The sequence below is a fragment of the Planctomycetota bacterium genome, from assembly GCA_021414025.1.
Lineage (GTDB): Bacteria > Planctomycetota > Phycisphaerae > Phycisphaerales > SM1A02 > SYAC01.
In genome coordinates, this window is the sequence record JAIOPG010000006.1 from 265,534 (window position 1) to 286,767 (window position 21,234).

The 21,234-nt window shown below is 65.2% G+C and carries 18 protein-coding genes; 9 read left to right on the forward strand and 9 right to left on the reverse strand.

What is annotated here, in order from left to right:
• The gene (locus tag K8R92_08795; GenBank protein MCE9619995.1) at positions 1–1,293 is read right to left on the reverse strand and encodes a phosphoribosylamine--glycine ligase; all 1,293 of its coding nucleotides are present in this window, start codon (positions 1,291–1,293) and stop codon (positions 1–3) included.
• A gap of 126 nt (positions 1,294–1,419) precedes the next feature.
• Between K8R92_08795 and lysA the strand changes: the two genes are divergently transcribed.
• Positions 1,420–2,667: a diaminopimelate decarboxylase gene (gene lysA / locus K8R92_08800; protein MCE9619996.1), complete on the forward strand. Its 1,248-nt coding sequence runs from the start codon at positions 1,420–1,422 to the stop codon at positions 2,665–2,667.
• On the opposite strand, the gene K8R92_08805 is transcribed toward lysA, so the two are convergent.
• The gene (locus K8R92_08805) at positions 2,642–3,496 is read right to left on the reverse strand and encodes an MOSC domain-containing protein (GenBank protein MCE9619997.1); all 855 of its coding nucleotides are present in this window, start codon (positions 3,494–3,496) and stop codon (positions 2,642–2,644) included. The two genes, lysA and K8R92_08805, sit on opposite strands and share 26 nt — an antisense overlap.
• Positions 3,497–3,560: 64 nt before the next feature.
• On the reverse strand, positions 3,561–7,382 hold the full coding sequence (locus K8R92_08810; GenBank protein ID MCE9619998.1) for a hydantoinase B/oxoprolinase family protein: 3,822 nt from the start codon (positions 7,380–7,382) through the stop codon (positions 3,561–3,563).
• A 112-nt stretch (positions 7,383–7,494) separates the two neighbouring features.
• On the opposite strand from K8R92_08810, the gene K8R92_08815 reads away from it, so the two are divergent.
• Both K8R92_08815 and K8R92_08820 read left to right on the forward strand, forming a co-directional pair.
• Positions 7,495–8,175, forward strand: a complete 681-nt coding sequence (locus tag K8R92_08815) for a pyroglutamyl-peptidase I (protein MCE9619999.1) — start codon at positions 7,495–7,497, stop codon at positions 8,173–8,175.
• Positions 8,176–8,591: 416 nt separating this feature from the next.
• On the forward strand, positions 8,592–8,831 hold the full coding sequence (locus K8R92_08820) for a hypothetical protein (protein ID MCE9620000.1): 240 nt from the start codon (positions 8,592–8,594) through the stop codon (positions 8,829–8,831).
• A gap of 71 nt (positions 8,832–8,902) precedes the next feature.
• On the opposite strand, the gene kynU is transcribed toward K8R92_08820, so the two are convergent.
• The 3 genes from kynU to nbaC are packed head-to-tail and all read right to left on the reverse strand — an operon-like array spanning position 8,903 to position 11,914.
• Complete coding sequence (gene kynU, locus K8R92_08825; GenBank protein ID MCE9620001.1) at positions 8,903–10,210, reverse strand: kynureninase; 1,308 nt, start codon at positions 10,208–10,210, stop codon at positions 8,903–8,905.
• Entirely contained in the window at positions 10,207–11,259 is a 1,053-nt protein-coding gene (locus K8R92_08830; protein ID MCE9620002.1) for an amidohydrolase, read from the reverse strand. The genes kynU and K8R92_08830 overlap by 4 nt, the downstream gene beginning before the upstream one ends.
• A gap of 40 nt (positions 11,260–11,299) precedes the next feature.
• Positions 11,300–11,914: a 3-hydroxyanthranilate 3,4-dioxygenase gene (nbaC, locus tag K8R92_08835; protein MCE9620003.1), complete on the reverse strand. Its 615-nt coding sequence runs from the start codon at positions 11,912–11,914 to the stop codon at positions 11,300–11,302.
• A gap of 159 nt (positions 11,915–12,073) precedes the next feature.
• Between nbaC and K8R92_08840 the strand changes: the two genes are divergently transcribed.
• Entirely contained in the window at positions 12,074–13,084 is a 1,011-nt protein-coding gene (locus tag K8R92_08840) for an acyl-CoA desaturase (protein MCE9620004.1), read from the forward strand.
• Positions 13,085–13,114: 30 nt separating this feature from the next.
• On the opposite strand, the gene K8R92_08845 is transcribed toward K8R92_08840, so the two are convergent.
• Entirely contained in the window at positions 13,115–13,942 is an 828-nt protein-coding gene (locus K8R92_08845; GenBank protein MCE9620005.1) for a glycosyltransferase, read from the reverse strand.
• Between the two features lie 123 nt (positions 13,943–14,065).
• Here K8R92_08845 and K8R92_08850 point away from each other — a divergent pair, with 123 nt between their 5' ends.
• From K8R92_08850 to K8R92_08870, 5 genes are all read left to right on the forward strand, one after another.
• Entirely contained in the window at positions 14,066–15,145 is a 1,080-nt protein-coding gene (locus tag K8R92_08850) for a prephenate dehydrogenase/arogenate dehydrogenase family protein (protein MCE9620006.1), read from the forward strand.
• Entirely contained in the window at positions 15,142–16,935 is a 1,794-nt protein-coding gene (locus K8R92_08855) for a tetratricopeptide repeat protein (GenBank protein ID MCE9620007.1), read from the forward strand. Before K8R92_08850 ends, K8R92_08855 begins: the two co-directional genes overlap by 4 nt.
• 101 nt (positions 16,936–17,036) lie before the next feature.
• On the forward strand, positions 17,037–17,597 hold the full coding sequence (locus K8R92_08860; GenBank protein MCE9620008.1) for a hypothetical protein: 561 nt from the start codon (positions 17,037–17,039) through the stop codon (positions 17,595–17,597).
• Between the two features lie 114 nt (positions 17,598–17,711).
• Complete coding sequence (locus K8R92_08865; protein MCE9620009.1) at positions 17,712–18,569, forward strand: sulfurtransferase; 858 nt, start codon at positions 17,712–17,714, stop codon at positions 18,567–18,569.
• Between the two features lie 10 nt (positions 18,570–18,579).
• The gene (locus tag K8R92_08870) at positions 18,580–19,275 is read left to right on the forward strand and encodes a hypothetical protein (GenBank protein ID MCE9620010.1); all 696 of its coding nucleotides are present in this window, start codon (positions 18,580–18,582) and stop codon (positions 19,273–19,275) included.
• On the opposite strand, the gene K8R92_08875 is transcribed toward K8R92_08870, so the two are convergent.
• Both K8R92_08875 and K8R92_08880 read right to left on the reverse strand, forming a co-directional pair.
• Entirely contained in the window at positions 19,276–20,259 is a 984-nt protein-coding gene (locus K8R92_08875; protein ID MCE9620011.1) for an NAD-dependent epimerase/dehydratase family protein, read from the reverse strand.
• Positions 20,256–21,206: a ketopantoate reductase family protein gene (locus K8R92_08880; GenBank protein MCE9620012.1), complete on the reverse strand. Its 951-nt coding sequence runs from the start codon at positions 21,204–21,206 to the stop codon at positions 20,256–20,258. The genes K8R92_08875 and K8R92_08880 overlap by 4 nt, the downstream gene beginning before the upstream one ends.
• Positions 21,207–21,234: the final 28 nt, after the last annotated feature.

The window sequence follows — 21,234 nt, forward strand, 5'->3', positions numbered from 1 at the left end:
TCAGCGCAAGTATCCCCAGGTGTGGAGCCGGTCGGCGTCGTCGTTCCAGCGCTCGCCGATGTCGTCGCGGTAGTACATGTCGGGAATCATGATGTTCTTGATGCGGCCATACGCCTGCGACTGCGCCTGTCGCATGGTGGCGCCGAGCCCGCAGACCACCAGCACCACGCCCGAGGTCCCCGCGACCTGCCACTGACCGTCGACCTGCTTCACATCCTCGATGTGCACCTCCTCGGGGATTCCCTTCTTGAAGAGAATCGCAGCGTTCTTGGAGACCGACTGGAAAGTGGCCTCGTCGTCGAAGGGGAAGGGCGACACCACGATGCGCACGCCAATCTGGAATCCGCTCTTCACCTTGAACTTGGTCAGCGTGCCCTCAGCGAGGTCGTGCAGAAACTCGCCGATCGGCGTGGTCATGCCTTCCTGCTGGATCATGATGGTCGGGTAGCCGAAGCGCGCCGTGAACTCGAGCGGATAGATGCCCTGGCCGTTGACGATGCAGTTGAGGTCGATGTACCCGACGTACTTCTCACGGGCCAGCAGCGGCTCCATCTTCTGCAGCGTGCTGGTGAAGAGCTTGTTGGAGCTGCTCCAGAACATCGCCGTACCCATCTCGCCGGTCGACGGGCCGACGTTGCCGGGAAAGAGCTTCTTGTTCTCGAAGTTGATGTTGATCGGGAAGACGAACTCGCTGCCGTTGAAGAAGGCCCCGACCGCGACCGCGACCTCGACGCCGGTGACGCGCTGCTGCAGTTGAAAGAGCTTGATCTCCTCGCTGAAGGAGCGCTTGTAGACCTTGAGGACGCGGATCACATCGTCGCCATCCTCTTCGTCGCCCACGAAGAGCCGCCGCTTCACGTTGCCGGATTCGCCCGAGGGCTTGATGACGTAGCGCTCCGGATTCTCCTTGACGAACTTGATGGCCTTGTCGAAGTCGTCGAACTGCTTGTAAGGCAGAATGTTCACCCCGGCGCGGCTGAGCTCCTCCTGACCGAAGGCACGGTCATCCTCAAGGCGGTCGGTGCAGGGGGTGCCGCCCACGACCAACTTGCCCTTCTGCCGAAGCTCGTGGGCCAGCTTGCCGTGTCCCAGCGTGTCGTCGAAGACAATCACATCGGCCCACTCGACATGGTCGCGCCAGTCGTCGACCTTGGGCACGAAGCCATCGCCGATGTCGCGCTCCTTCTTGGCGTCGATGCAGTAGCGGACCTCGTGGCCCTCCTTCACGACCTGCCACGCGATGTCGGTGATGAGCGCCGCGTAGGAGACGAAGAGGAATTTGAGCGGTTTCATGGGTGGCATCCTTCGGACTTCGGCGCCGCGCGGCCCGCGACGCGCCGCCGGCTTTCGCTATCGTATGGAAAGCACCGCGAAAAATCTGCCGCCTCCGCGGCGGCGCGGCAAAGGAAAGGCATCCGCGTGGCGTTTCTCTACCAGCATGGCGCACTCCAGGTCGGCGACGAAACCCGCGTCGTGGAGGTCGAGCCCCTCGTTCGTCCGCTCGACCGCCCGGCCTACGTCTACGACCTCGATGAGATCGACCGGCGCTTCCGCGTCATGAACGAGGCACTCTCCGGCGCGAAGCACACGATCCACTACGCCATGAAGGCCAACAGCAACTCGGAGATCCTGCGCCGCCTCTCGGAACTCGGGGCCGGCGTCGACACGGTCTCCGGCGGCGAGATCCAGCGGGCGCTGGAGGCGGGCGTGCCAGCGCAGCGGATCATCTTCTCGGGAGTGGGCAAGACCCGCCGCGAAATTGAAGTCGCCCTGGGCGAGCGCATCAAACAGATCAATGTCGAGAGCCCGCAGGAACTCGAGCGCATCGGAGAGATCGCAGACCGCCTCGGCGCGACGGCCGATGTCGCCTTCCGGCTGAACCCGGATGTAAATCCCAAGACGCATCCCTACATCACCACCGGTTTCCGCGACAACAAATTCGGCATGGACGAATCCTTCATGCCCGAACTGCGGGGCATTTTGGCGCGATGGCCCAAGCGACTGCGGCTGCGCGGCTTCACCATGCACATCGGCTCGCTGCTCTTCGATCTCGGCGTGATCCGCGAGGCGATCGAGAAAACCATCGCGGTGCACGACTCCTTCAAAAAGGAAGGGCATCCGCTGGATCGACTGGACATCGGTGGCGGGCTTGGGATCGACTACGGCACCGAGGACGAGGCGAAGGAGCTTGACATGATCAAGCAATATGGCCGCATGGCGATCGAGGCGACGCGCGGGATGAAGGTGGAGCTGCTCACCGAGCCCGGGCGCGTGCTCGTGGCCCGCGCCGGTTTGCTGGTGGGGCAGGTGCAGTACATCAAGGCGACCGCGTCGAAGACCTTTGCCATCGTCGACACGGGCATGCATCATCTGATCCGGCCCGCGCTCTACGGATCGAAGCATCGCGTGCTTCCGCTTCGGCAGGGCACGGGAAAGCCGGTGGTGTATGACATCGTCGGACCGATCTGCGAGTCGTCGGATTTTCTGGCCAAGGATGTTTCGCTGCCGGAGCTGAAGCCAGGCGACCGGATCGGGATCGCCGACGCCGGCGCCTACGGATTCACGATGGCAAGCCAGTACAACTCCCATGAACTGCCGGGGGAGATCGTTGTTTCCGCCAAGGCAAATCTCGCGCCCGGAGTCACCGGCCGCATGATTCCACGGTGACGGCGTCGCCCACAGCGATGGTGCCCGCCGCGTCCACCAGCAGGTGCTGCCCGAAGGTCACCGCGTCTTCCTCGCGCCGGTAGGTGGCCAGCGTGCGCAGCGGCTCGGCGCCGCGCGATTCGCCGGTCGTCTGGTCGATGGTGGTCACCTTGCAGCGGCGGCAGGCATTGGTGACGCGGAATCGCGAATCGCCGATCGCGATCACGCTCCAGTGGTCGTCGGCCGCTGCCGCGCCGCCGCGCACCACCACATTGGGGCGGAAGCGGTCCATCGGCAGGGCGGGCGAGCCGGACTGACCCATGCGGGCATTGAGATCCTCCAGCGCGCTCTCGCAGACCAGCAGCAGCGGGGCCGCGTCCGCGAAGCTGACATGGCGCCGTGGCTCGCCGCGCTTCGGGCTGGTCAACCGCGGCGCATCGTCGGGCATCCAGACCAGGCGGCACTTGCGACCCAGCGCGTCGCCAAGCAGCGCGTCGGTGTCGGGCGAGACATGGATCGCGTCGAGTTCGTCCTCCCAGATGCGGACCCGCAGGGAAGTTCCGCTCAGCGCATCCAGCGGAAGATCGGAGGTGCCGATCGGGCAGGCGATGCGAAGCATGCCGCTGTCGATCCGGGCGTGGATGCGAGCCATCTTGGGGCACTCGCGCTGCGAGATGAAGAGGCCTGCTTCGTCGACCAGCATGAAGCGCCGATCGTGGCGGAGTCCGCGCTCATCCACCGGGCACTGTTGCGGCGAAAAACCCGCGGCGCCCTTCAGCGGATAGACGTGCAGCGACGCGACCGAAAATCCGGCGGCCCCGCGATTCGCTGTGGTGGTGGACCCGGTCATTCCGCCGGAAGGATACGAGCATGCCGCCGGGATGGCCGGACGCTGCTCGCGTGGCGAGGATTCATCACGGCACCGCGCCGAACCCGCCGCCGCCGGGAGTTTCGATTTCAATTTGGTCGCCGGCCTCACACCGCGCTGCGACGATGCCGGGCAGATCCTCCTTGCTTCCATCGGTGCGAATGATCCGCTGCTCGCCGCGACGCCCGCTGGCGCCGCCCTCCAATCCATAGGGGGCCTCGACCCGGTGCTGCGACAGGAACGACAGATCGACCGCCTCCAGGAATCGCAGCCGCCGCACCAGACCGTCGCCGCCCTTGTGCTTGCCGGCGCCGCCCGAGTCGCGTCGAATGGAAAACTGCTCCAGTCGCACCGGATAGCGCCGCTCCAGCACCTCCGCGTCGGTGATGCGTGTGTTGCTGATGTGGGTGTGCACGCCGCTCTCGCCGTCGCGCTCGGCGGTCGCCCCCGCACCGCCGGCGATGGTCTCGTAGAAACCGAAGCGCGCGTTGCCGAAGAGCAGGTTGTTGATCGTGCCCTGGCTGCACGCCGCAAGATGGAAGGCGCGCCAGAGCAGATCGACCAGGCGCTGGCTGGTCTCGGTCTGGCCGATGGCGCAGGCGGGGCACCGTTCGGGCGGCCCATCAAAAATCGGCGACAGAATCGTTCCTTCCGGCAGAATCAACTCGATCGGATCCAGCAGGCCCTCGTTCATGGGGAATGCCGGCGCGCTTCCACCAAGCAGCCGTCCGACGAGCACCCGGATGGAATACATCACCGCGGCGCGGGTGACGGCGCGCGGCGCGTTGAGATTGTTCGGGTGCTGGGCCGAGGTGCCGGTGAAGTCGATCGTCAGGCCCGTGGGGTTGTCGGAGCGACGCAGCCGGATTCGCAGCGAGGTGCCGTCGTCCAACTTCTCCTCCATGGAATCCACCGACACGGGCAGGGTCTGAATCGCACGCTCGGCAGCGTGCCGGGCCGAAAGTCGGAGTCGCTCGCACGAAGCTCGAAGCGCATCCATGGTGCTTTCCAGAGCCAGCGATCGCACCCGCGCCACAGCGAGTGCGTTCGCCGCGAGCTGTGCCGCCAGATCAGCGAGATTGTCGGAGACCATGCGGCTCGGCCAGGTGCCACCGCGCAGAAGTCGCTCCACGCGATCCAGATGGGCGACGCCATCCTCGACGACCAGGGTCGGCTCAATCACCACGCCTTCGTGGGCAAGCGTGGTCGCGTCCGGCGGCATCGATCCTGGGCGGGTTCCGCCGATCTCCGCATGGTGGGCGCGATTGGCGGCGAAGCCGATCAGCTCGGATTGTGCGGAGAAGATCGGCGTGATCACCGTGAGATCGGGCAGGTGCGACCCGCCGAAGCGCGGATGATTCACCACCCATGCCTGGTTCGGCGCGAACCCGCAGATGGGCAGCAGCGATCTCACGCACGCGCCCAGCGCGCCGAGGTGGATCGGAATGTGCGGCGCGTTCACCACCAGGAAACCCCCGGCATCCAGAAGGCCGCAGGAAAAGTCCAGGCGGTCCTTGATGTTGGCCGAGACCGCGGTGCGCCGCAGTTGTTCACCCATGTCGGTGGCGATGGAGCCCAGCCGCGCCGCGATCAATTCGTGGGCGCCGGCCCCCGTGGTCATGGATTGTGTCCTCGCTGATTTCTGCGCGCCGGCCCGAGGGTCCGCTGAATCGGGCGATCGCAACTCGGCATCCCGCAGGAAAATGGTTGCCCCGCTTGCATGCACCTTCGCACTCCAGCCCGGCGCAAGAAACGCGGTGGAATCCGCCTTCATCAGCACCGCCGGTCCGAACCTCGGAGGTGCATCGATGAAGCCACTCTTCGAACCGGTTGCGTCGCCGCGATCCAGCGCCACCAGAAGCCGCAACCGCTCGATCTCGATCGCCCGGCTCGGATCCGGATCGAATCCATAGGTTTGGCGAAAGCGCCGAGTGAACCTGACGCGAAGCGTCTCCGCGTCGAGAGCATCGGCGCTGCTCAACGGCAGCTCGACATCAAGGCTTTCCTCCTGGCCGCTCAATCGCATCAAGGCGACGCGTCGCGTCGGCCGGGCGCCCGCGGAATCCATCCCGATCTCTATCAACTCGCTCTTGGCGCGTTCCAGCATTCGTCGCAGCCGGACCTTGACCGACGGCTCGCATCGATCAATGGCCGCCAGGACCACCTCCGACTCGATCCGCGTGATCGGCGCGCGCGAAATGCCGCTGGCGCACATCAGCCCGGCGTCGGCGGGAACGATGACCGCTTTCATGCCAAGGCGCTCCGCGATGGCGCAAGCGTGAAGACCCCCCGCGCCGCCAAAAGCCACCAGAGCATGGTCCGCCGGGTCGATGCCGCGGCGCACCGTGACGGTCCGGATGGCCGCAGCCATCGCCTCGTCGGCGATCGCCACGAATCCCCGCAGCATGTCATCCATGGAGAGCGGCGCTTCTCTGCTTTGCGCGATGGAATCGCGCAAACACTCCGCGCAGCGGCGCGACGCCTCGATCGAAACCGGAATCGGCAGGTGGACGGGGTCGATCCGGCCCAAAAGCAGGTGCGCGTCGGTGAGCGTCAGCGGGCCGCCCGATCCATAGCAGGCCGGCCCCGGCGAGGCGCCCGCGCTCTGCGGACCGACGCGCAGCGCGTCGCCATCCCACCAGCAGATCGACCCGCCGCCGGCGGCGACGCTCTCCACCGCCACGCAGGCCGACGCGATGGTCGCGGGTCCGACCGTCGTCTCATCGCGCATCTCCGCCACGCCATCCACGCGGGCGACATCCGCGCTGGTGCCGCCCATGTCCAATGTGACACACCGGGCGAATCCGCAGGCTCCAGCCACCGCGGCCGCGGCAGCCACTCCTCCCGCGGGTCCCGAGAGCAGGCTTTCGCGCGGAGCGAAGGCCGAAGCGGGGGTCAATCCGCCGGCGCTGGTCATCATGAGCACCTCGGCTCCCGCCGCCCCGCGCTGGATCGACCCGATGAATTCGCCCACCGGCTCCGAGAGCGCCGCGTCCACCACGGCGGCGCGGGCCCGAGGCTCGAAGCGGCTGCTCGATCCGCAGCGGTGGGCGAGGGACACCCAGTTGAAACCCTCCTCGCGAAGAATCTCGCCCGCGCGGATTTCATGCGCGGCATTGACCGCGGCGTGCAACATCGCGACGGCGGCAATCCTCTCTCCGGCGGCCACACGCTCGCGGGCGCGCGTGCGAAGCAATCCCTCGTCGAGCGCCACGATCTCGCTTCCATCTTTCGACATCCGGGCGCGCACGCCGACCGAGCATCGCTCGAGCGCCGGCGGCTTGCTCGGGCTTTGCGCGAAGATGTCGAGGCGCCGCTGGTCGCCGATGCGCAGAATGTCCTCAAGCCCCTCATTTACAAAGAGCGCGACGCGGCTCACCCGGCCTTGCAGCAGGGCGTTGGTTCCGCGGGTGGTGCCCACGCAAATGCGGCAATCCTCCAGGGGCATGGGAAAGGGACGAGCGATGGCCAGTCGCACCGCCAGGATCGGCGCCTCGAAGGGAGCGACAAGATCAACGAAGACTCCCTTGGGAAAAATCTCAGCACGCGCGACGCTCTGCGAATTGCCAGACTCGAAGCGGCATTCGATTACGCCATCGGAAACCCATCGAGCCCCTGAAATCACGGGAAATTCCGCTTCGGATGAGCGATTCACTCCGGCCCGTTCAACCGGAATCGCCCGGAATTCGTTGAAGAAATTCGCGGCTTCCTCCGCCGTCAGCTCGACGGCGAGCCGCACCGTGATGACATTGCCATCGCACCCCTTCACCACGCCACGAAGCGCCGAAGTGCTCAGCACCTTGGCCCGGCAGACCTGTCCGTCGCTTGCCCGCGCGACGCAATCCGTGAAGGTGCCGCCCGTGTCCACGCCGATCTCCCAAAGGCGAGGTTGGACTCCGTGATGTGGCGTTGGAGTGGGCACAGAACTCCGCGCAGGGTATCCGCGGGATTCAATCCTTCTCGCTTGGTAGTGTGCGCGTGTGTCCCATCGCGCATCGAGCCCCCGCCCACTGATCCTGGTCACCAGCTTCGAGCCCTTCGGGGGAAGCCCGGTGAATCCCACGATCGAAATCGCAGCGCTGCTGGCGCAGATGCAACCGTCACTCGGAGCGCGGATCTACCGCACGCTTCCGGTGGTCGGCGGCACGGACCCGGGCTCCGCGTGGCACAGCGCAGCTCGCTTGATCGCCGAAATCGAACCCGACGTGGTGGTGGCTCTGGGCGAATCGGGGAAGGCCGATCGCATCCACGTCGAAATCCGAGCGGTCAACATCCGCGACAGCCGCATTCCCGACAACACCGGCTTGCAGGTGCGGAACTTGCCTGTGGTGGAAGGGGCGCCCGCCGAGCTCCACTCCAATCTGCATGTTCGGGATTTGGTCGCCATCTGCGAATCCTCGGGGGTCGCGGCGAAGCTCTCCCACAATGCCGGAACCTTCCTCTGCAATGAGCTCCTCTTCCGATTGCTGGACCATGTCTCGCAGGGGAAGGACTCGACCATGCAGGGAAGAACCATGAGGGCGGGCTTCATCCATGTGCCCCAACTCCCGCAGCAGGCGAAGCAGCGGGGCGGTCCATCGATGGATGCCCAAACCTCAGCCCGGGGTGTTCACGCGATCCTTGAACGGGTCGCGATCGATTGCTCCCAGCAGCTGGGTTAGACCGAGTCGGTGCCGGGGCAGGTCGAGCCGACTGGACCGACCATTCCATCACCGATGGGTTTCGAATCATTAAAAATTAAAAATAAAAAGTGCGAATTGACATCAAACATTTGATTTTTCGATTCGGTATGGCACTTTGGGCCTGTTCAGTCGGGTCCGAAGCTTCAAAGCCACCAAAACCAGTCCTTTTCGAGGAAAATCGCCATGTCCGCACAAGTCCACAATCGAATTCAGAAGACGATCGTCGCCGCTTGCAGCCTGCTTGTGGGCATTTTGTTAGCGAGATTCATGGGTTTTTGACTGGCTTTGAGCGCGCCCAAACCACAATACATCAAGTTTCCAGCCGATTTGCACCGATAAATCGTTCGGTGGCGACATCGGCTCGCCTGATTTGACCTTAACAGAGGAGACTTCGAATGAAGGGTTTTGAAATTGTGAAAGGTTGGGCACGCGAACTGGTTGACATCATGATGTTGTTCATCGCTCTCGGCGTTCTTGTGCAGATCATCTTCGGCACCGAAAGCACCGGATTCTTCGGCAAAGTCACCGGCAACCTGATGACCTTCGTCGGACAGCTTGGACAGGGCGGCTTCGTTGGTCTGATCGCGCTTCTCGTGATCATCAGCATCTTCTCGAAGCGCACCCACACGAACTAACGCTTCACTCGCAAAGAGATTTTGATTGTTCACCCCCCTGGCGACCCGCCGGGGGGTTGTGTTTTTGGAGATCAGCGGGGGGCGAGGGCCTCGACCAGCTTCCAACACTCCTCAAATGTGTTGTAGAGGGGGGCCGGGGCGGCCCGGATCACGCCCGGATGGCGGAAATCGCAGACGATTCCCCTGGGAAGCAGAGTGTCGAAGAGCTTCTGGGCGACCACGGTCCCCCCTTCGACCAGCAGCGAAAGCTGACACCCCCGTTCGCCGGTCGCCGTGGGGGTGAGCAGGCGAATGTTGGCCGCCCCACGCTTGCGAAGGGCCAGCTCGATGAAGCCGGTCATGGCCCTGCTCTTGGCGTTCATCCGGGGCAGTCCCGCCCGGTGGAAGGCATCGAAGCTCGCCAGCAGGGGGGCAAGCGAGAGGACGGGCGGGTTCGAAACCTGCCAGGCGTCCGCTCCCGGGCCAGGTTCAAAGGTCGGCTCCATCTTGAAGCGGGTCGCGGGATTGGTGCCCCACCACCCTTCAAGCCTTGGCGGTGGGTTGGCATGGTGCCGCTCATGGATGAAAGCCCCCGCGACGGCCCCCGGTCCACCATTGAGATACTTGTAGGAGCACCAGCAGGCGAAGTCGGCATTCCAGTCATGCAGGGCGAGGGGGACATTGCCGATTGCGTGGGCCAGGTCCCATCCACACTTGGCCCCGGCCTTATGAGCCGCTGCCGTGAGCCCCCTCATGTCCAGCACCTGACCGGTGTAGTACTGAACCCCCCCAAGCATCACCAGGGCCAGTTGTTTTCCGTGTCGGGAAATGGTTTCCTCGATGTCTTCGTGGCGCAGGCAATCCTCCCCCTCGCGGGGGGCGACCTCGATCACATCCTTGGACGGGTCGCCGCCGACGGCCCGCACCAGCGAGTGCACGGCGAAGCGATCGCTGGGGAATGCGCCGCGCTCCATGAGCAACTTGCGCCGCTCGCCGGTGGGGCGGTAGAAGCTCAGCATCAGGAAATGCAGGTTCGCCGTGAGCGTGTTCATGGCGACCACTTCGCTGGGCCGCGAGCCGGTCAGCTCGGCCAGGCCGGCGCGGAAGAATTCGTGGTACTGGATCCACGGCCGGCGGCCGCGGGTGTGGCCCTCGGCGCCGAGCCTTGCCCAGTCGTCGAGCTCCTCGTTTACGCGGGTCCGCGCCGCCTTGGCCATCAGCCCCAGCGAGTTGCCGACGAAGTAGGCCAGGGGCTCGCCCTTGTCATCGCGCGGCAGCTCGAATTCGTCGCGAAAGGCCGCAAGCGGATCGTGCGCGTCGCACCACGTGGCGAACTCGAGCGTGGGCTGCAGGTCGGTCGCCGACAAATCCAGGATTGATCGGGGGGGAGCCTGGGTCATCTCTTTGAATTTGTCGCGCGCGTTTCAGGCGTCGCGAATCTCTTTGTCAGCCCCAGGAACTCGATGGCCGTGCCCGCCAGCATCGATTGCTTCTGCGCGGGGGTCAGCCAGTCGGCGCCGCGGATCAGCGCCCCGGGCGGATGCTCTCCCAGCGGGAAGGGATAGTCCGAGCCCATCGCGATGCGGTTGGCCCCGACCGTCTTCACCAGGTAGCGCAGCGCCTCCGGGTCATGCACGATGCTGTCGAAGTAGAGGCGCCGCAGATGGTCGCGCGGATTGGTTGAGGAATGCGTGGCGCAGAGATCGGGCCGCGCGAGGAAACCCTTCTCGATGCGTCCCAGCGTGTAGGGAAATGACCCGCCTCCATGCGCGAAGCAGATTCGCAGCTTCGGATGGCGGTCCAGCACGCCGCCGAAGGCCAGCGAGCAGGCGGCCCGGCTGGTTTCCGCCGGCATGCCCACCAGCCAGGGCATCCAAAAGCGTGGGATTTCATTGCGTCCCACCACATCCCAGGGATGGATGAACAGGGCCGCCCCCAGCGACTCCGCCGCCGCGAAGAACTCGTCCAGCCCTGAGTCGTCCAAGTCGCGGCCGGCTACGTTGGTGCCGATCTGCGCGCCGGGAAAGTGAAGCTCCTTCACGCAGCGTTCCAGCTCGCGCGCCGCCAAGGCCCCATCCTGCAGGGGCACGGTGCCCAGGGCCACGAAGCGGTCGGGCCGCTCGCGCACCACTTCGGCGAGATGGTCATTGAGGAAGCGCGACAGGTCATGAGCGTCGCGGGCCTTGGCACCGTAGGAGAACATCACCGGCACCGTCGAGAGCGCCTGCATGTCCACCCCCGCGGCGTCGCATTCGGCGGTCCGCCGCGCGGCATCCCAGCAGTTGGACTCGATTTCCCGGAAAACCTTGCCGTCGATCATGATCCGCGCCTTGCAGTCGGCGCAATGCTCCAGCGAGATCCAGCCGCCATAGCCGTAGCGCTCGCGCAGATCGGGCCAGCGCTCGGGCAGCATGTGGGTGTGCAGGTCGATCGTGCGGGGCGTGACCATGCCCGGATGCTATCGACGCGGGGGCCGGCGCTCGGCGGCGCTACGCCTTCAGCGGCACGGGCTTGGTGATGCGGGTGCCGCACTTCTTGCAGGTGCAGAGGCTGGGTGTGACCCAGAATTCCTCCATGGCCTCGCTGAAATGCCGGACGATGTCCACGCAGGCGAACTCCTTGTCGTAGACCAGGGCTCCGCACTTTTCGCAGTAGAAGATCAGGTGTTCTGTCTCGGTCGGCGGGCGGCGGCGCTCCACCACCAGGCCGATGGTGTTGGGACCGCGGCGCGGCTGGTGCGGCACGCCGCCGGGGATGAACATGGCCTCGCCTTCGCGCAGCAGAATGTCGCGCATGCCGCGGGCGTCGCGGACGCGCACCGAGACATCGCCCTTGATCTGCATGAAGAACTCCTCGGAGTTGGTCATGTGGAAGTCGTTTCGGGCGTTGGGGCCGGCGATGATCATGATGAAGAAATCGCGCCCGCTGAAGAGGTACTTGTTGGAGACCGGCGGCTTCATGAGGGGCCGGTTGGCCTCGATCCAGGTGGGCAGATGCACCGCGTCGCTGACGCCGCCAGCGCCATCCCAGCCGGTGGGATCGCCCAGCGAATCCAGCGCGGGAAAGGGCGGAGCCACAACGGCGGTGGGGTTGGTGGCGCTCATAACCCGGAGTTTATCAATGCCGCGCAGGGTGACCAAGCGATTGCGGCGCAGAATCAGCGAATCGGGATCCTTGATTTGCCCGCGTGGTGGAAATCAAGTGCTACACTTTGCCCGTTGGCATGCGCTTCGTTCTGCCGGCACACCCAAGGAGTCTTCGAGTTGAATCAATCGGCAGAGGCAAGCGTTCTCGTTCTTGAAAAGCCACCCTTCGAGTCCATGACCAGCGGCGCCGACGCCGCGGATGTCGGCATCGGCGAGCCCTCCTTTGACATGGAGCCGATCGAGACGCCGCGCAAAGTCAAGATCGCCATGCTGGCGGCGGTCATCTTTCCGCCGATCGGCGTGCTGATCTCCATGGTGCTGCTGTGGGGCGGCCTTTTCAACGCAACCGACCTCATTCTGCTGGCGAGCATGTATGTGCTGACGGGCTTGGGCATCACCATCGGCTACCACCGACTCTGCACGCACAAGGCCTTCGCCACCCGCAAGCCCGTGGCGCTCTTCTTCGTCATTTTCGGAAGCATGGCGGCGCAGGGCCCCGTGATCTGGTGGTGCGCGACGCACCGCCGCCATCATCAGTATTCCGACCAGGAATTCGATCCCCATTCGCCGCACGCGGCGCGGGACCCCGGGATCGTCGGATTCTGCAAGGGCTTCGCCCATTCGCACATCGGCTGGCTCTTCGAGAAGGAGCAGGTGGACTTCAAGCGCTATGTCCCCGACCTTCTGGCCGATCCCATGATCATGCGCCTCAACAACTTATTCACGCCGCTGCTCATCGCCGGGCTGCTGCTGCCGGCGCTCGTCTCCGGCTTGATCACCATGACCTGGACCGGCGCCGCGCTGGGTCTGCTCTGGGGCGGGCTGGTGCGGATCTTCCTGCTGCATCACGCCACTTGGAGCGTGAACTCGGTCTGCCATGTCTGGGGCAAGCGCGAATTCCGCTCGGGCGACGAGAGCCGCAATAATCCCTTCATCGGGATCCTGGCCCTGGGCGAGGGCTGGCACAACAATCATCACGCCTTTCCGGCGAGCGCGCGTCACGGCCTGAAATGGTGGCAGTTCGATCTGAGCTGGATGGTGATTCGCACCCTGAAGGGGCTCGGCTTGGTGTCCAAGGTGCGGCTGCCCGACAAGGAGCGCATGGAAGCGCGGCGGCGCAGGGCCTGAGTCACTCGGGGCCGCGACCTAAGGAGTACATCAATACCACTGGAACGCGCCGTGCTGGCGCTTGCCGTGCAGGCTCATGCCGTGGGCGGCCACTTCGGCGTCACGCCATTGCTGCTGCTGCCGGAGGCGCCGCGTCTTCTCGAACTTGTAGGACCAGTAGCCCGGATCCAGGAAGCGGACCGCCTTGTTGCGGTGGGTCAGGGAGTCACGCGGCTTCATGCCCTTGCTCTGCTTGACCAGCAGCTGGGTGATGGATCCGAAGTGGTGCAACCAGGCGGCGCCGGTGATGGTGGTCTCGATGCCGCGCGAGCGGAGTGCGTGGAAGAAGAGCTCGTCTTCGGCGCCGTAGAGCCGCGGCTCGGCGTGGAAGTAGCCCGCCTCCGCAAAGACCGATTTATGGATGACCAGGCAGACGGGATTGACCCCTCCGCGCCGTTCGACCTTGGCCATGCGGGTTGTCGCATCGACGGCGAAGGCGGGGAAGTCGTAATCAAATTCCAGTTCGACCATCGCCGGTGAAATCACGCGGAGTCCGAGTCGATTGGCGGTCCCGATGAGCCCCTCGATCCAGCCCGCCGAGGCCAGGATGTCGTTGTTCATGACGAAGGTCCACTCCGCCTGCAGCGCCAGAATGCCCTGGTTCATGGCGATGCTCCAGGGCATGTTCGCCGAGTTGAGGATGAGACCGCCCAGGGGCAGGCTCCGCAGGTAGTCGGGGGTACCGTCGGTGGAGAGATTGTCGACCGCCACCACGCGATCCAGCGGCGTGCCGCTCGCCACCAGGCTTTCGACGCATTTTTTGGTGTAATCGACTGCGTTGTGGCACGCGAAGGTGATGGCGTAATCAGTCTTGGGAATCATCGTTGCATGCTCATGGGTGCCGGCGCGCCGACGACGGCCGCATCCTAATCGTACATGTGCGCCGCGACTAAGATGCGACCCACGGCACGACCCGCGCGGGCCGCAACCCAAGGACGATTCATGGCCGAAGAGAATTTGGACAATGTGCGCGAGCGGATCCGTCAGATCGACCTTGAGCTGGTGGCCCGCGCCGCCGAGCGCTCGCGATTGGTGAAGCAGGTCGGCCAGATCAAGCGGCGCCTGAATATCTCGACCGTGGACTATGCCCAGGAGCGCGCCGTGCTGGAGCGGGCGCGGGTGGCCGCGGCGGAGCATGGGCTCGATCCCGGCGTTGCCGAGGATCTGCTGGCGCGGCTCATCCGTGCCTCGGTGACCGCGCAGGACCAGGACAGCCTGCGGTTTTCCGCGGCGGGGGCGGGCAAGTGTGCCGTGATCGTGGGTGGAGCCGGGCGCATGGGCGGATGGATGAGCCGCTTCCTCTCGGCGCAGGGTTTCCAGGCGGGATCGCTCGATCCCGCGGGCGCGCCGGAGGAGAACGAGTGGGCGCGGGGAGCGCTGGCCGGCGCCGATTTCGTGGTCTGCTCCACGCCGCCGGCCGCCACGGCCGAGCTCTACGCCGCCTGGGCCAAACAGCCGCCCCGCGGCGTGGTGGTGGACATCGCCAGCATCAAGACGCCGCTCATTGAGCCGATCCGCGCGCTGCAGAAGGCGGGCGTCAAGGTCGCCTCGATCCATCCGATGTTCGGCCCCAGCGCGGTGCTGCTGCGCGACGCCGATGTGGTGATCTGCGACACTGGCGACGCCGCGGCCTCCAGTGCCGTCGAGAAACTCTTCCTGCCGACGACGGCGAACATCGTGCATCTGCCGCTGGCCGACCATGACCGCGTGATGGCCGACCTGCTGAGCCTGGCCCATGCGACCGCGATCGCCTTCGCGCTGGCGTTGCCCAAGACCGAGCATCCCGTGCGCAGCACAACCTTCCTGGCCCTTGAGACGCTGGCCGCGGCGGTGGTGCGTGAAAGTCCCGACGTCTACTACGAGATCCAGTCGCGCAATCCCTACTCCGCGGCGGCGATCGAGCGTCTGCGCGGCGCCATCGATCGCGTGGTTGAAGCGATCTCGGCCAAGGATTCCAAGGCCTTCGCGCAATTGATGGGCGAGGGGCAGGCGCGGACGCCCAAGGCCCGAAGCAAGCCATGAGCGAGGTTGGTCGCAACGATCCCTGCCCCTGCGGAAGCGGGCGGAAAGCAAAGAACTGCTGCCACCGCGCCGAGGTTCCCGCCGCCAAGGTGGGCTCGGTCGTGCTGCCGGCCATGGGCGGCGCCCCGGCGCGGAAAGTGCCCAATGCGGAGGCGGTGCTGGTCGCGCTCGAGCTGCAGAAGCGACGCGAGTTGCCTCTGGCGGAGCAGATCTACGCGCAGGTGCTCGCCGCGGATCCGGACCAATCGGATGCGATGCTCTTTCTTGGCGTCCTGCGGCATCAGGTGGGTCGAAGTGCGGAGGGTGTCGAGCTGATGCGGAAGGCCGTCAAGCTCAAGCCGAACAACCGGCTCTATCTCTACAACCTGGCGAAAGTCAGCGAAGAGCTGGGCCATCTTTCGGAGTCCATCGATCTCTACCAGCGCTCCCTGAAGATCGAGCCAAGCCCCGACGCCTGCAACAACCTTGGAAGTCTGCTGCTCGGGCAGGGCCGGGTGGAGGAGGCCATCGCCTGCTACAAGCGCGGCAACGCGCTGGACCCGAGCGACATCTGGCAGCAGAGCAATCTTCTCTACGCGATGAATTTCACGGCGGATCCGGATCTGCAATCCATCTTCGAGGAGCACCGGAAATTCGGCGAGCGATACGAACGGTCCATCGCGGGCGCGGCGCCGCAGATCGCGGAATCCGACCGCGGCGCGAATCGACCGCTCCGCATCGGTTACGTCTCCGCCGACTTCCGCCAGCACTCCGTCGCCCACTTCATCGAGCCGGTCTTGGCGGCGCACGACAAGACCAAATTCGAAGTGTTCGCCTACTACAACCAGTTTGTCGGCGACGAGATCACGCAGAGAATCGAACGCCAGGTGGCCAACTGGCGCACGATCGCCAGCTTTTCCGACGAGAAGCTGGCCGGCCTGATCCGGGCGGACGCCATCGACATCCTGGTCGACCTTTCAGGCCACACGCCGCTGCACCGGCTGCGCACATTCGCGCTCAAGCCGGCGCCGGTGCAGGCGACCTGGCTGGGCTATCCCAACACCACGGGCCTTCGCTCGATGGACTACCGGATCACCGACGCCTTCGCGGATCCGGTCGGCATGACCGAGGCGCTGCACACCGAAAAGCTCATCCGGCTGCCCGAGAGTTTCTCCTGCTTCCTGCCCCCCGAAACTTCGCCGCCGGTCGGGCCACTGCCGGCGCTGAAGTCCGGAAGCGTCACCTTCGGCTCCTTCAACAACTTTGCCAAGATCACTCCGCAGGTCATCGAGACGTGGGCGAATATTCTTCTGCGTCTTCCCACCGCGCGACTGGTGCTGAAGTACCGCGGTGTGGGGGAACCCGCGATGCAGGCGATGGCGCACCAGGTCTTCGCCCGGCATGGCGTGAGCGCCGAGCGGGTTCAGATGCTGGACAAGGATGCCTCGCAGATGGCCCACATGGAGCGTTACAACTCCATCGACATCGGCCTTGACCCATTTCCCTACAACGGGTCGACCACCACCTGCGACGCGCTGTGGATGGGCGTGCCGGTGGTCACGCTCGCGGGGCGCAGCCATGTGGCTCGCGTCGGTGTGAGCCAGATGAGCAACCTGGGATTGCTGGAGCTGATCGCCCGGGACCGGGACCACTATGTGGAGCTGGCCGTCGGATTGGCCGGCGATCTCGAGAGGCTCAAGTCACTGCGCGCCGGCTTGCGCGAACGCATGAAAGCTTCTTCATTGATGAATCCCGAGCGGCTGACGCGCCATTTGGAGCGGGCCTATCAGGAGATGTGGACCAAACGATGAAGGGAAGCGGCAAAATTCGCGAAACTGCATAAACCCGCAAACTCACTTATACTTGCCCCTCGTCTTATTCTGAATCAAACCACTTTCAATTGGAGATCACAATGCGAATCAAGTTCCTGTCTGCTGTGTTGCTTGCGTGCTGCCTCGGGGCGTGCTCGACCCCAAAGACCGCTGAACAGCGGAAGTCCCTCGCGGACACCGTTCAGACCGTCATCTCGGACATCAAGTTCCAGGATCCCACCATCAACAAGTTCTTCACCGACAGCTATGGCTACGCGGTGATTCCCGCCGTCGGCAAGGGCGGCTTCATCATCTCCGGCGCCGGCGGCGACGGAGAGGTGTGGAAGGGCGGCAAGCTGGCCGGCTTCTGCACCATGGGCCAGGCCTCGATCGGCGCGACCGTCGGCGGCCAGGGCTTCAACGAGTTCATCTTCTTCAAGGATGCGGCCACCTACGACTCCTTCGTCGCGGGCAAGTTCGCCCTGGCGGCGCAGACCTCCGCGGTCATCGTCTCCTCCGGCGCCGGCGCCGCAGCCGGATACCAGAACGGCGTGGCGGTTTTCGTGAACGGACTCTCGGGCGCGATGCTCGAGGCTTCTGTCGGCGGCCAGAACTTCAAGTTCGTGCCGGCCCCCGGCGTTGCAGCCCCTGCGAAGAAGTGATTCGCGGGTCCGTTTCGAGTCTGATTTGAAAAACATGATTCCCCGGCGTGCTTCAAACCGCGCCGGGGTTTTTTGTTTTTGCGCGTTTGGGCTGGGAAGAGCATTGCTCTTAGAATGGCCGCGTTGTTCACCAATATTTCCACCTATCTTTTCGCGCCGTTGAGCGGGCTGTCGGAGCTTCGCGAACGGCTCCGCGTCCTCTGTCGCGACGCCAACCTCAAGGGCACCATCATGCTGAGCCCGGAGGGGATCAACCTTTTCGTGGCGGGGACGCGGGAGGGCGTCGACGCGCTGCTGGCCGAGCTCCGCGGCGTTCCGGGCCTTGAGAATCTGCGCCCCAAAGAAAGCTTCAGCGCCAAGCAGCCCTTCCGCCGCATGCTGGTGAAAGTGAAGAAGGAGATCATCGCCTTCGGCGTGGAGGGCATCGATCCGGCCCGGCGCACCAGCCGGAAGCTTCCGCCGCGCACGCTGAAGCAGTGGCTCGATGAGGGCAAGCCGGTCACGCTGCTGGACACGCGCAACGACTACGAGATCAAGATGGGCACCTTCCGCGGCGCGCGGCCCGCGGGAGTCCGGCACTTCCGCGACTTTCCCCGCGCGGTCGAGCGGCTGCCGGAGGAGATGAAGCGGCAGCCCCTGGTCATGTTCTGCACTGGCGGCATCCGCTGCGAAAAGGCCGGGCCCTACATGGAGCGCGTCGGGTTTGAAAATGTCTTCCAGCTGGACGGCGGCATCCTCAAGTACTTCGAAGAGTGCGGCGGCGCGCACTACGAGGGTGAGTGCTTCGTCTTCGACCGCCGCGTCGGCGTCGACCCGCAGTTGCGCGAGACGAAATCCGCCTGCTGCTTCCGATGTCAGATGCCGCTGACCGTGGCGGAGCAGGGGAGCCCGCTCTACGTTGTGGGGGTCTCCTGCCCGAACTGCGCCGGACGCGGCGCACGGGCTCGCGACAGGGCGGCGCTGCGCGACTAGGATTCGACGCATGGCCAGCACCGAGCCATCCAACGTCGCACCCCCGCGCCGCAACCCCACCGCCGCGGCCGCGCTGCTGGCTGTCGGGGTCGCCTCTCTTCTGGATCTGGCAACCTCAACCTCGCTGAGCCTGACCGACCAGTCGCCCTCGTTCTACGTGCTGATGTTCCGGTTCGCCGATGACTACTCGAGCCCGGTCGCGCTGGCGAGCGCGGCAGTGGCGGGCCTGCTCTGGGTGATCCGTTCTCCGAGGGTCTTTCGCTACTTCTTCGACCTTGCGCTCTGGATGGCCATGATCGCCCTGCTGGACAATCTGGTCGGGCTGATCGTCAGCCTTTTCGACAAGCAGGACAACCCCAAGTTTCTGCTGCTTTCGGCGAGCCTGGTCTACCTCGAAAACATCGCGGTCTTCACGGCCTATTACTGGCGCTTCGACCACATCCACCATCGCGAGTTGGCCCCCGGCGAGACGTGCCATCCGGGCATCGTCTTTCCCCACCACACCATGACGTTCAAGACGCTGCGCGGATGGCGTCCGAAGATCGTGGACTATCTCTTCCTCTCCTTCAACACCTCCAGCACCTTCGGTCCGACGCTGCCGATTCCGTTGCGCGGCTCGATCCAGCTGGGCATGATGCTGCAGGTGACCATTGCCATGGCCGTGCTGGTGATGCTGGCGGCGCGGGCCATCGGCCTGATCAGCTAATTAAATCCAGTGCTGCTGCCGGTACCAGTGCACCGCGTCCAGCGTGGACTCCTCGACGCCGCGCGGGGTCAGGCCGAGTTCGCGGAGGCTCGCCGAGGGATCGAAGTGCATCGAGCGCCGCGTGAGCCGCACTCCCGCGACAGTGGCCATGGGCATGCTGTGTGTGACGAGATCAGCCCACTGCTCGCTGAGCCATCCCACCGAAAGCGCCAGCGGATAGGGAACCTGCAGGCGCGGAGGCCGGCGCTGCACGATCCTTCCCAGCACTTCGAGCCATTGGATCAGGCGCACGTTGTGGCCGCCGAGCAGGTAGCGAACGCCGGGGCGGCCCCGCTGCATGGCGCGCACCAATCCATCGGCGGCATCGCGCACGTCGATCAAGTTCATCCGGCAGTCGAGGTAGGCCGGCAATTGTCCGCGGCAGAAAGCGACCGCGAGCCGAGTCGGCGGCGTCTGGTTGTGGTCGCCCGGGCCGATCGGCAGAGTCGGACTGCAAACGATGACGGGGGCGCCGCCCTCGGCGAGACGAAAGGCCGCGAGCTCCGCCCGAAACTTGCTGAGGCAGTAGGGGCCGATCATGTCCTCCTCTTTGAAGCGCGCCGACTCGACGGCGCCGCCGTTTGACTTCGCCGTGGAGAGGATGCTCTCGGTGCTGACATAGAGCACGCGCCGGGCGCCGTTTTCCAGCGCGGCGCGAAGGACGTTGAGGGCGCCGACGTGATTGACCGCGTCGAACTCGCTCCGGTCCTGTCGCCAGAGATTGGGGTCGGCGGCGAGGTGGTAGACGAACTCGCAGCCGCGCGTCGCGTTGCGCATCGCCGCGGCGTCGCGGATGTCCCCACGAATCAGCTCCACGCGATCCAGCGGCAGATGGCCGGCCTCCGCAGTGGGGCGCTCCAGCACGCGCACAGATTCGCCGCCATCGACCAACTGCCGCACCAGGTGCGAGCCGATGAAGCCCGCGCCGCCGGTCACCAGGTTCATGCCAGCGCCCCCGCAGGAAGCATTCCGGCCAATTGGCGAAGATGTTCCCGCGCGGGAGCGAGGCGTTCGCGCGAGATCCGCTCCACCAGTGCGACAACCGCCTGGTTGATCGGGCATGGACCAGGGCCGGCGAGCCGCACGAGATGTCCGTTGTAGGCGTCCACCTCGGTGCGCCCGCTGCCCATGTCCGGGCTCATTGAGCAGTAGGTTCCGCGCAGCGATGGCCGGAAGAAGTGGCCCATGAGCGCGGGAAGCAGCGGCGTCCGGAGGATGCGCATGACCGTGTCGGGGTGGAAGGGGCCAATCCTTTCCATGGACAGTCCGGCGCGGCGCAGGATGGTGTAGTTCTCGCGCAGCAGACCGAAGAAGAGCCCCCGCGCCAGCGGATCGGAGAGCAGCTCGGCGTTGTCCACGCCCGCGCCCGCGGCCAGCGGCGAGATCGCGGCGTTGTACATGAGCTTGGTTGATTTGTAGGGGCGGACATCAATCACGCGCTCCACGGGAAAGATTCCGCCCTTGGCGAGCGCGGCGGCGAGTGCGTCGATGCGCGCGAGCTCGTCGCCGCTCGCCTCACGCCGCGGACCGATGTGCAATGAGCCAGCCCTCGTAATTCGCGCGGCGGGCCGATCGGCGGGGCAATGGGAGACGAATGAGGCGATGGCTTCCGCGGGATGGTCCAGTTGCTCCAGTTGCGGGTCATATCCATTCTGGATCGGCACCAGAAATCGCGAATCCGGAATCCGCCGCAGCACGGCGGCGTTGTCGAAGGTCTTCACGCATAGGAGCACGGGCGTCTCGGCGGGCGCCGACCATTCGTCGAAATTTTCGAAGCGGGCGGGCTGCGCGGGAAATCCCTCAAGCGACATGCCATCGCGGCGCCCTGCGGCGACCTTCGCGGCGTTCGACTCGACCAGGGTCACTTCCCAGCCGGCCCGCGCCAAACTCATCGCGGCGGCGATGCCGATGCCGCCGGCG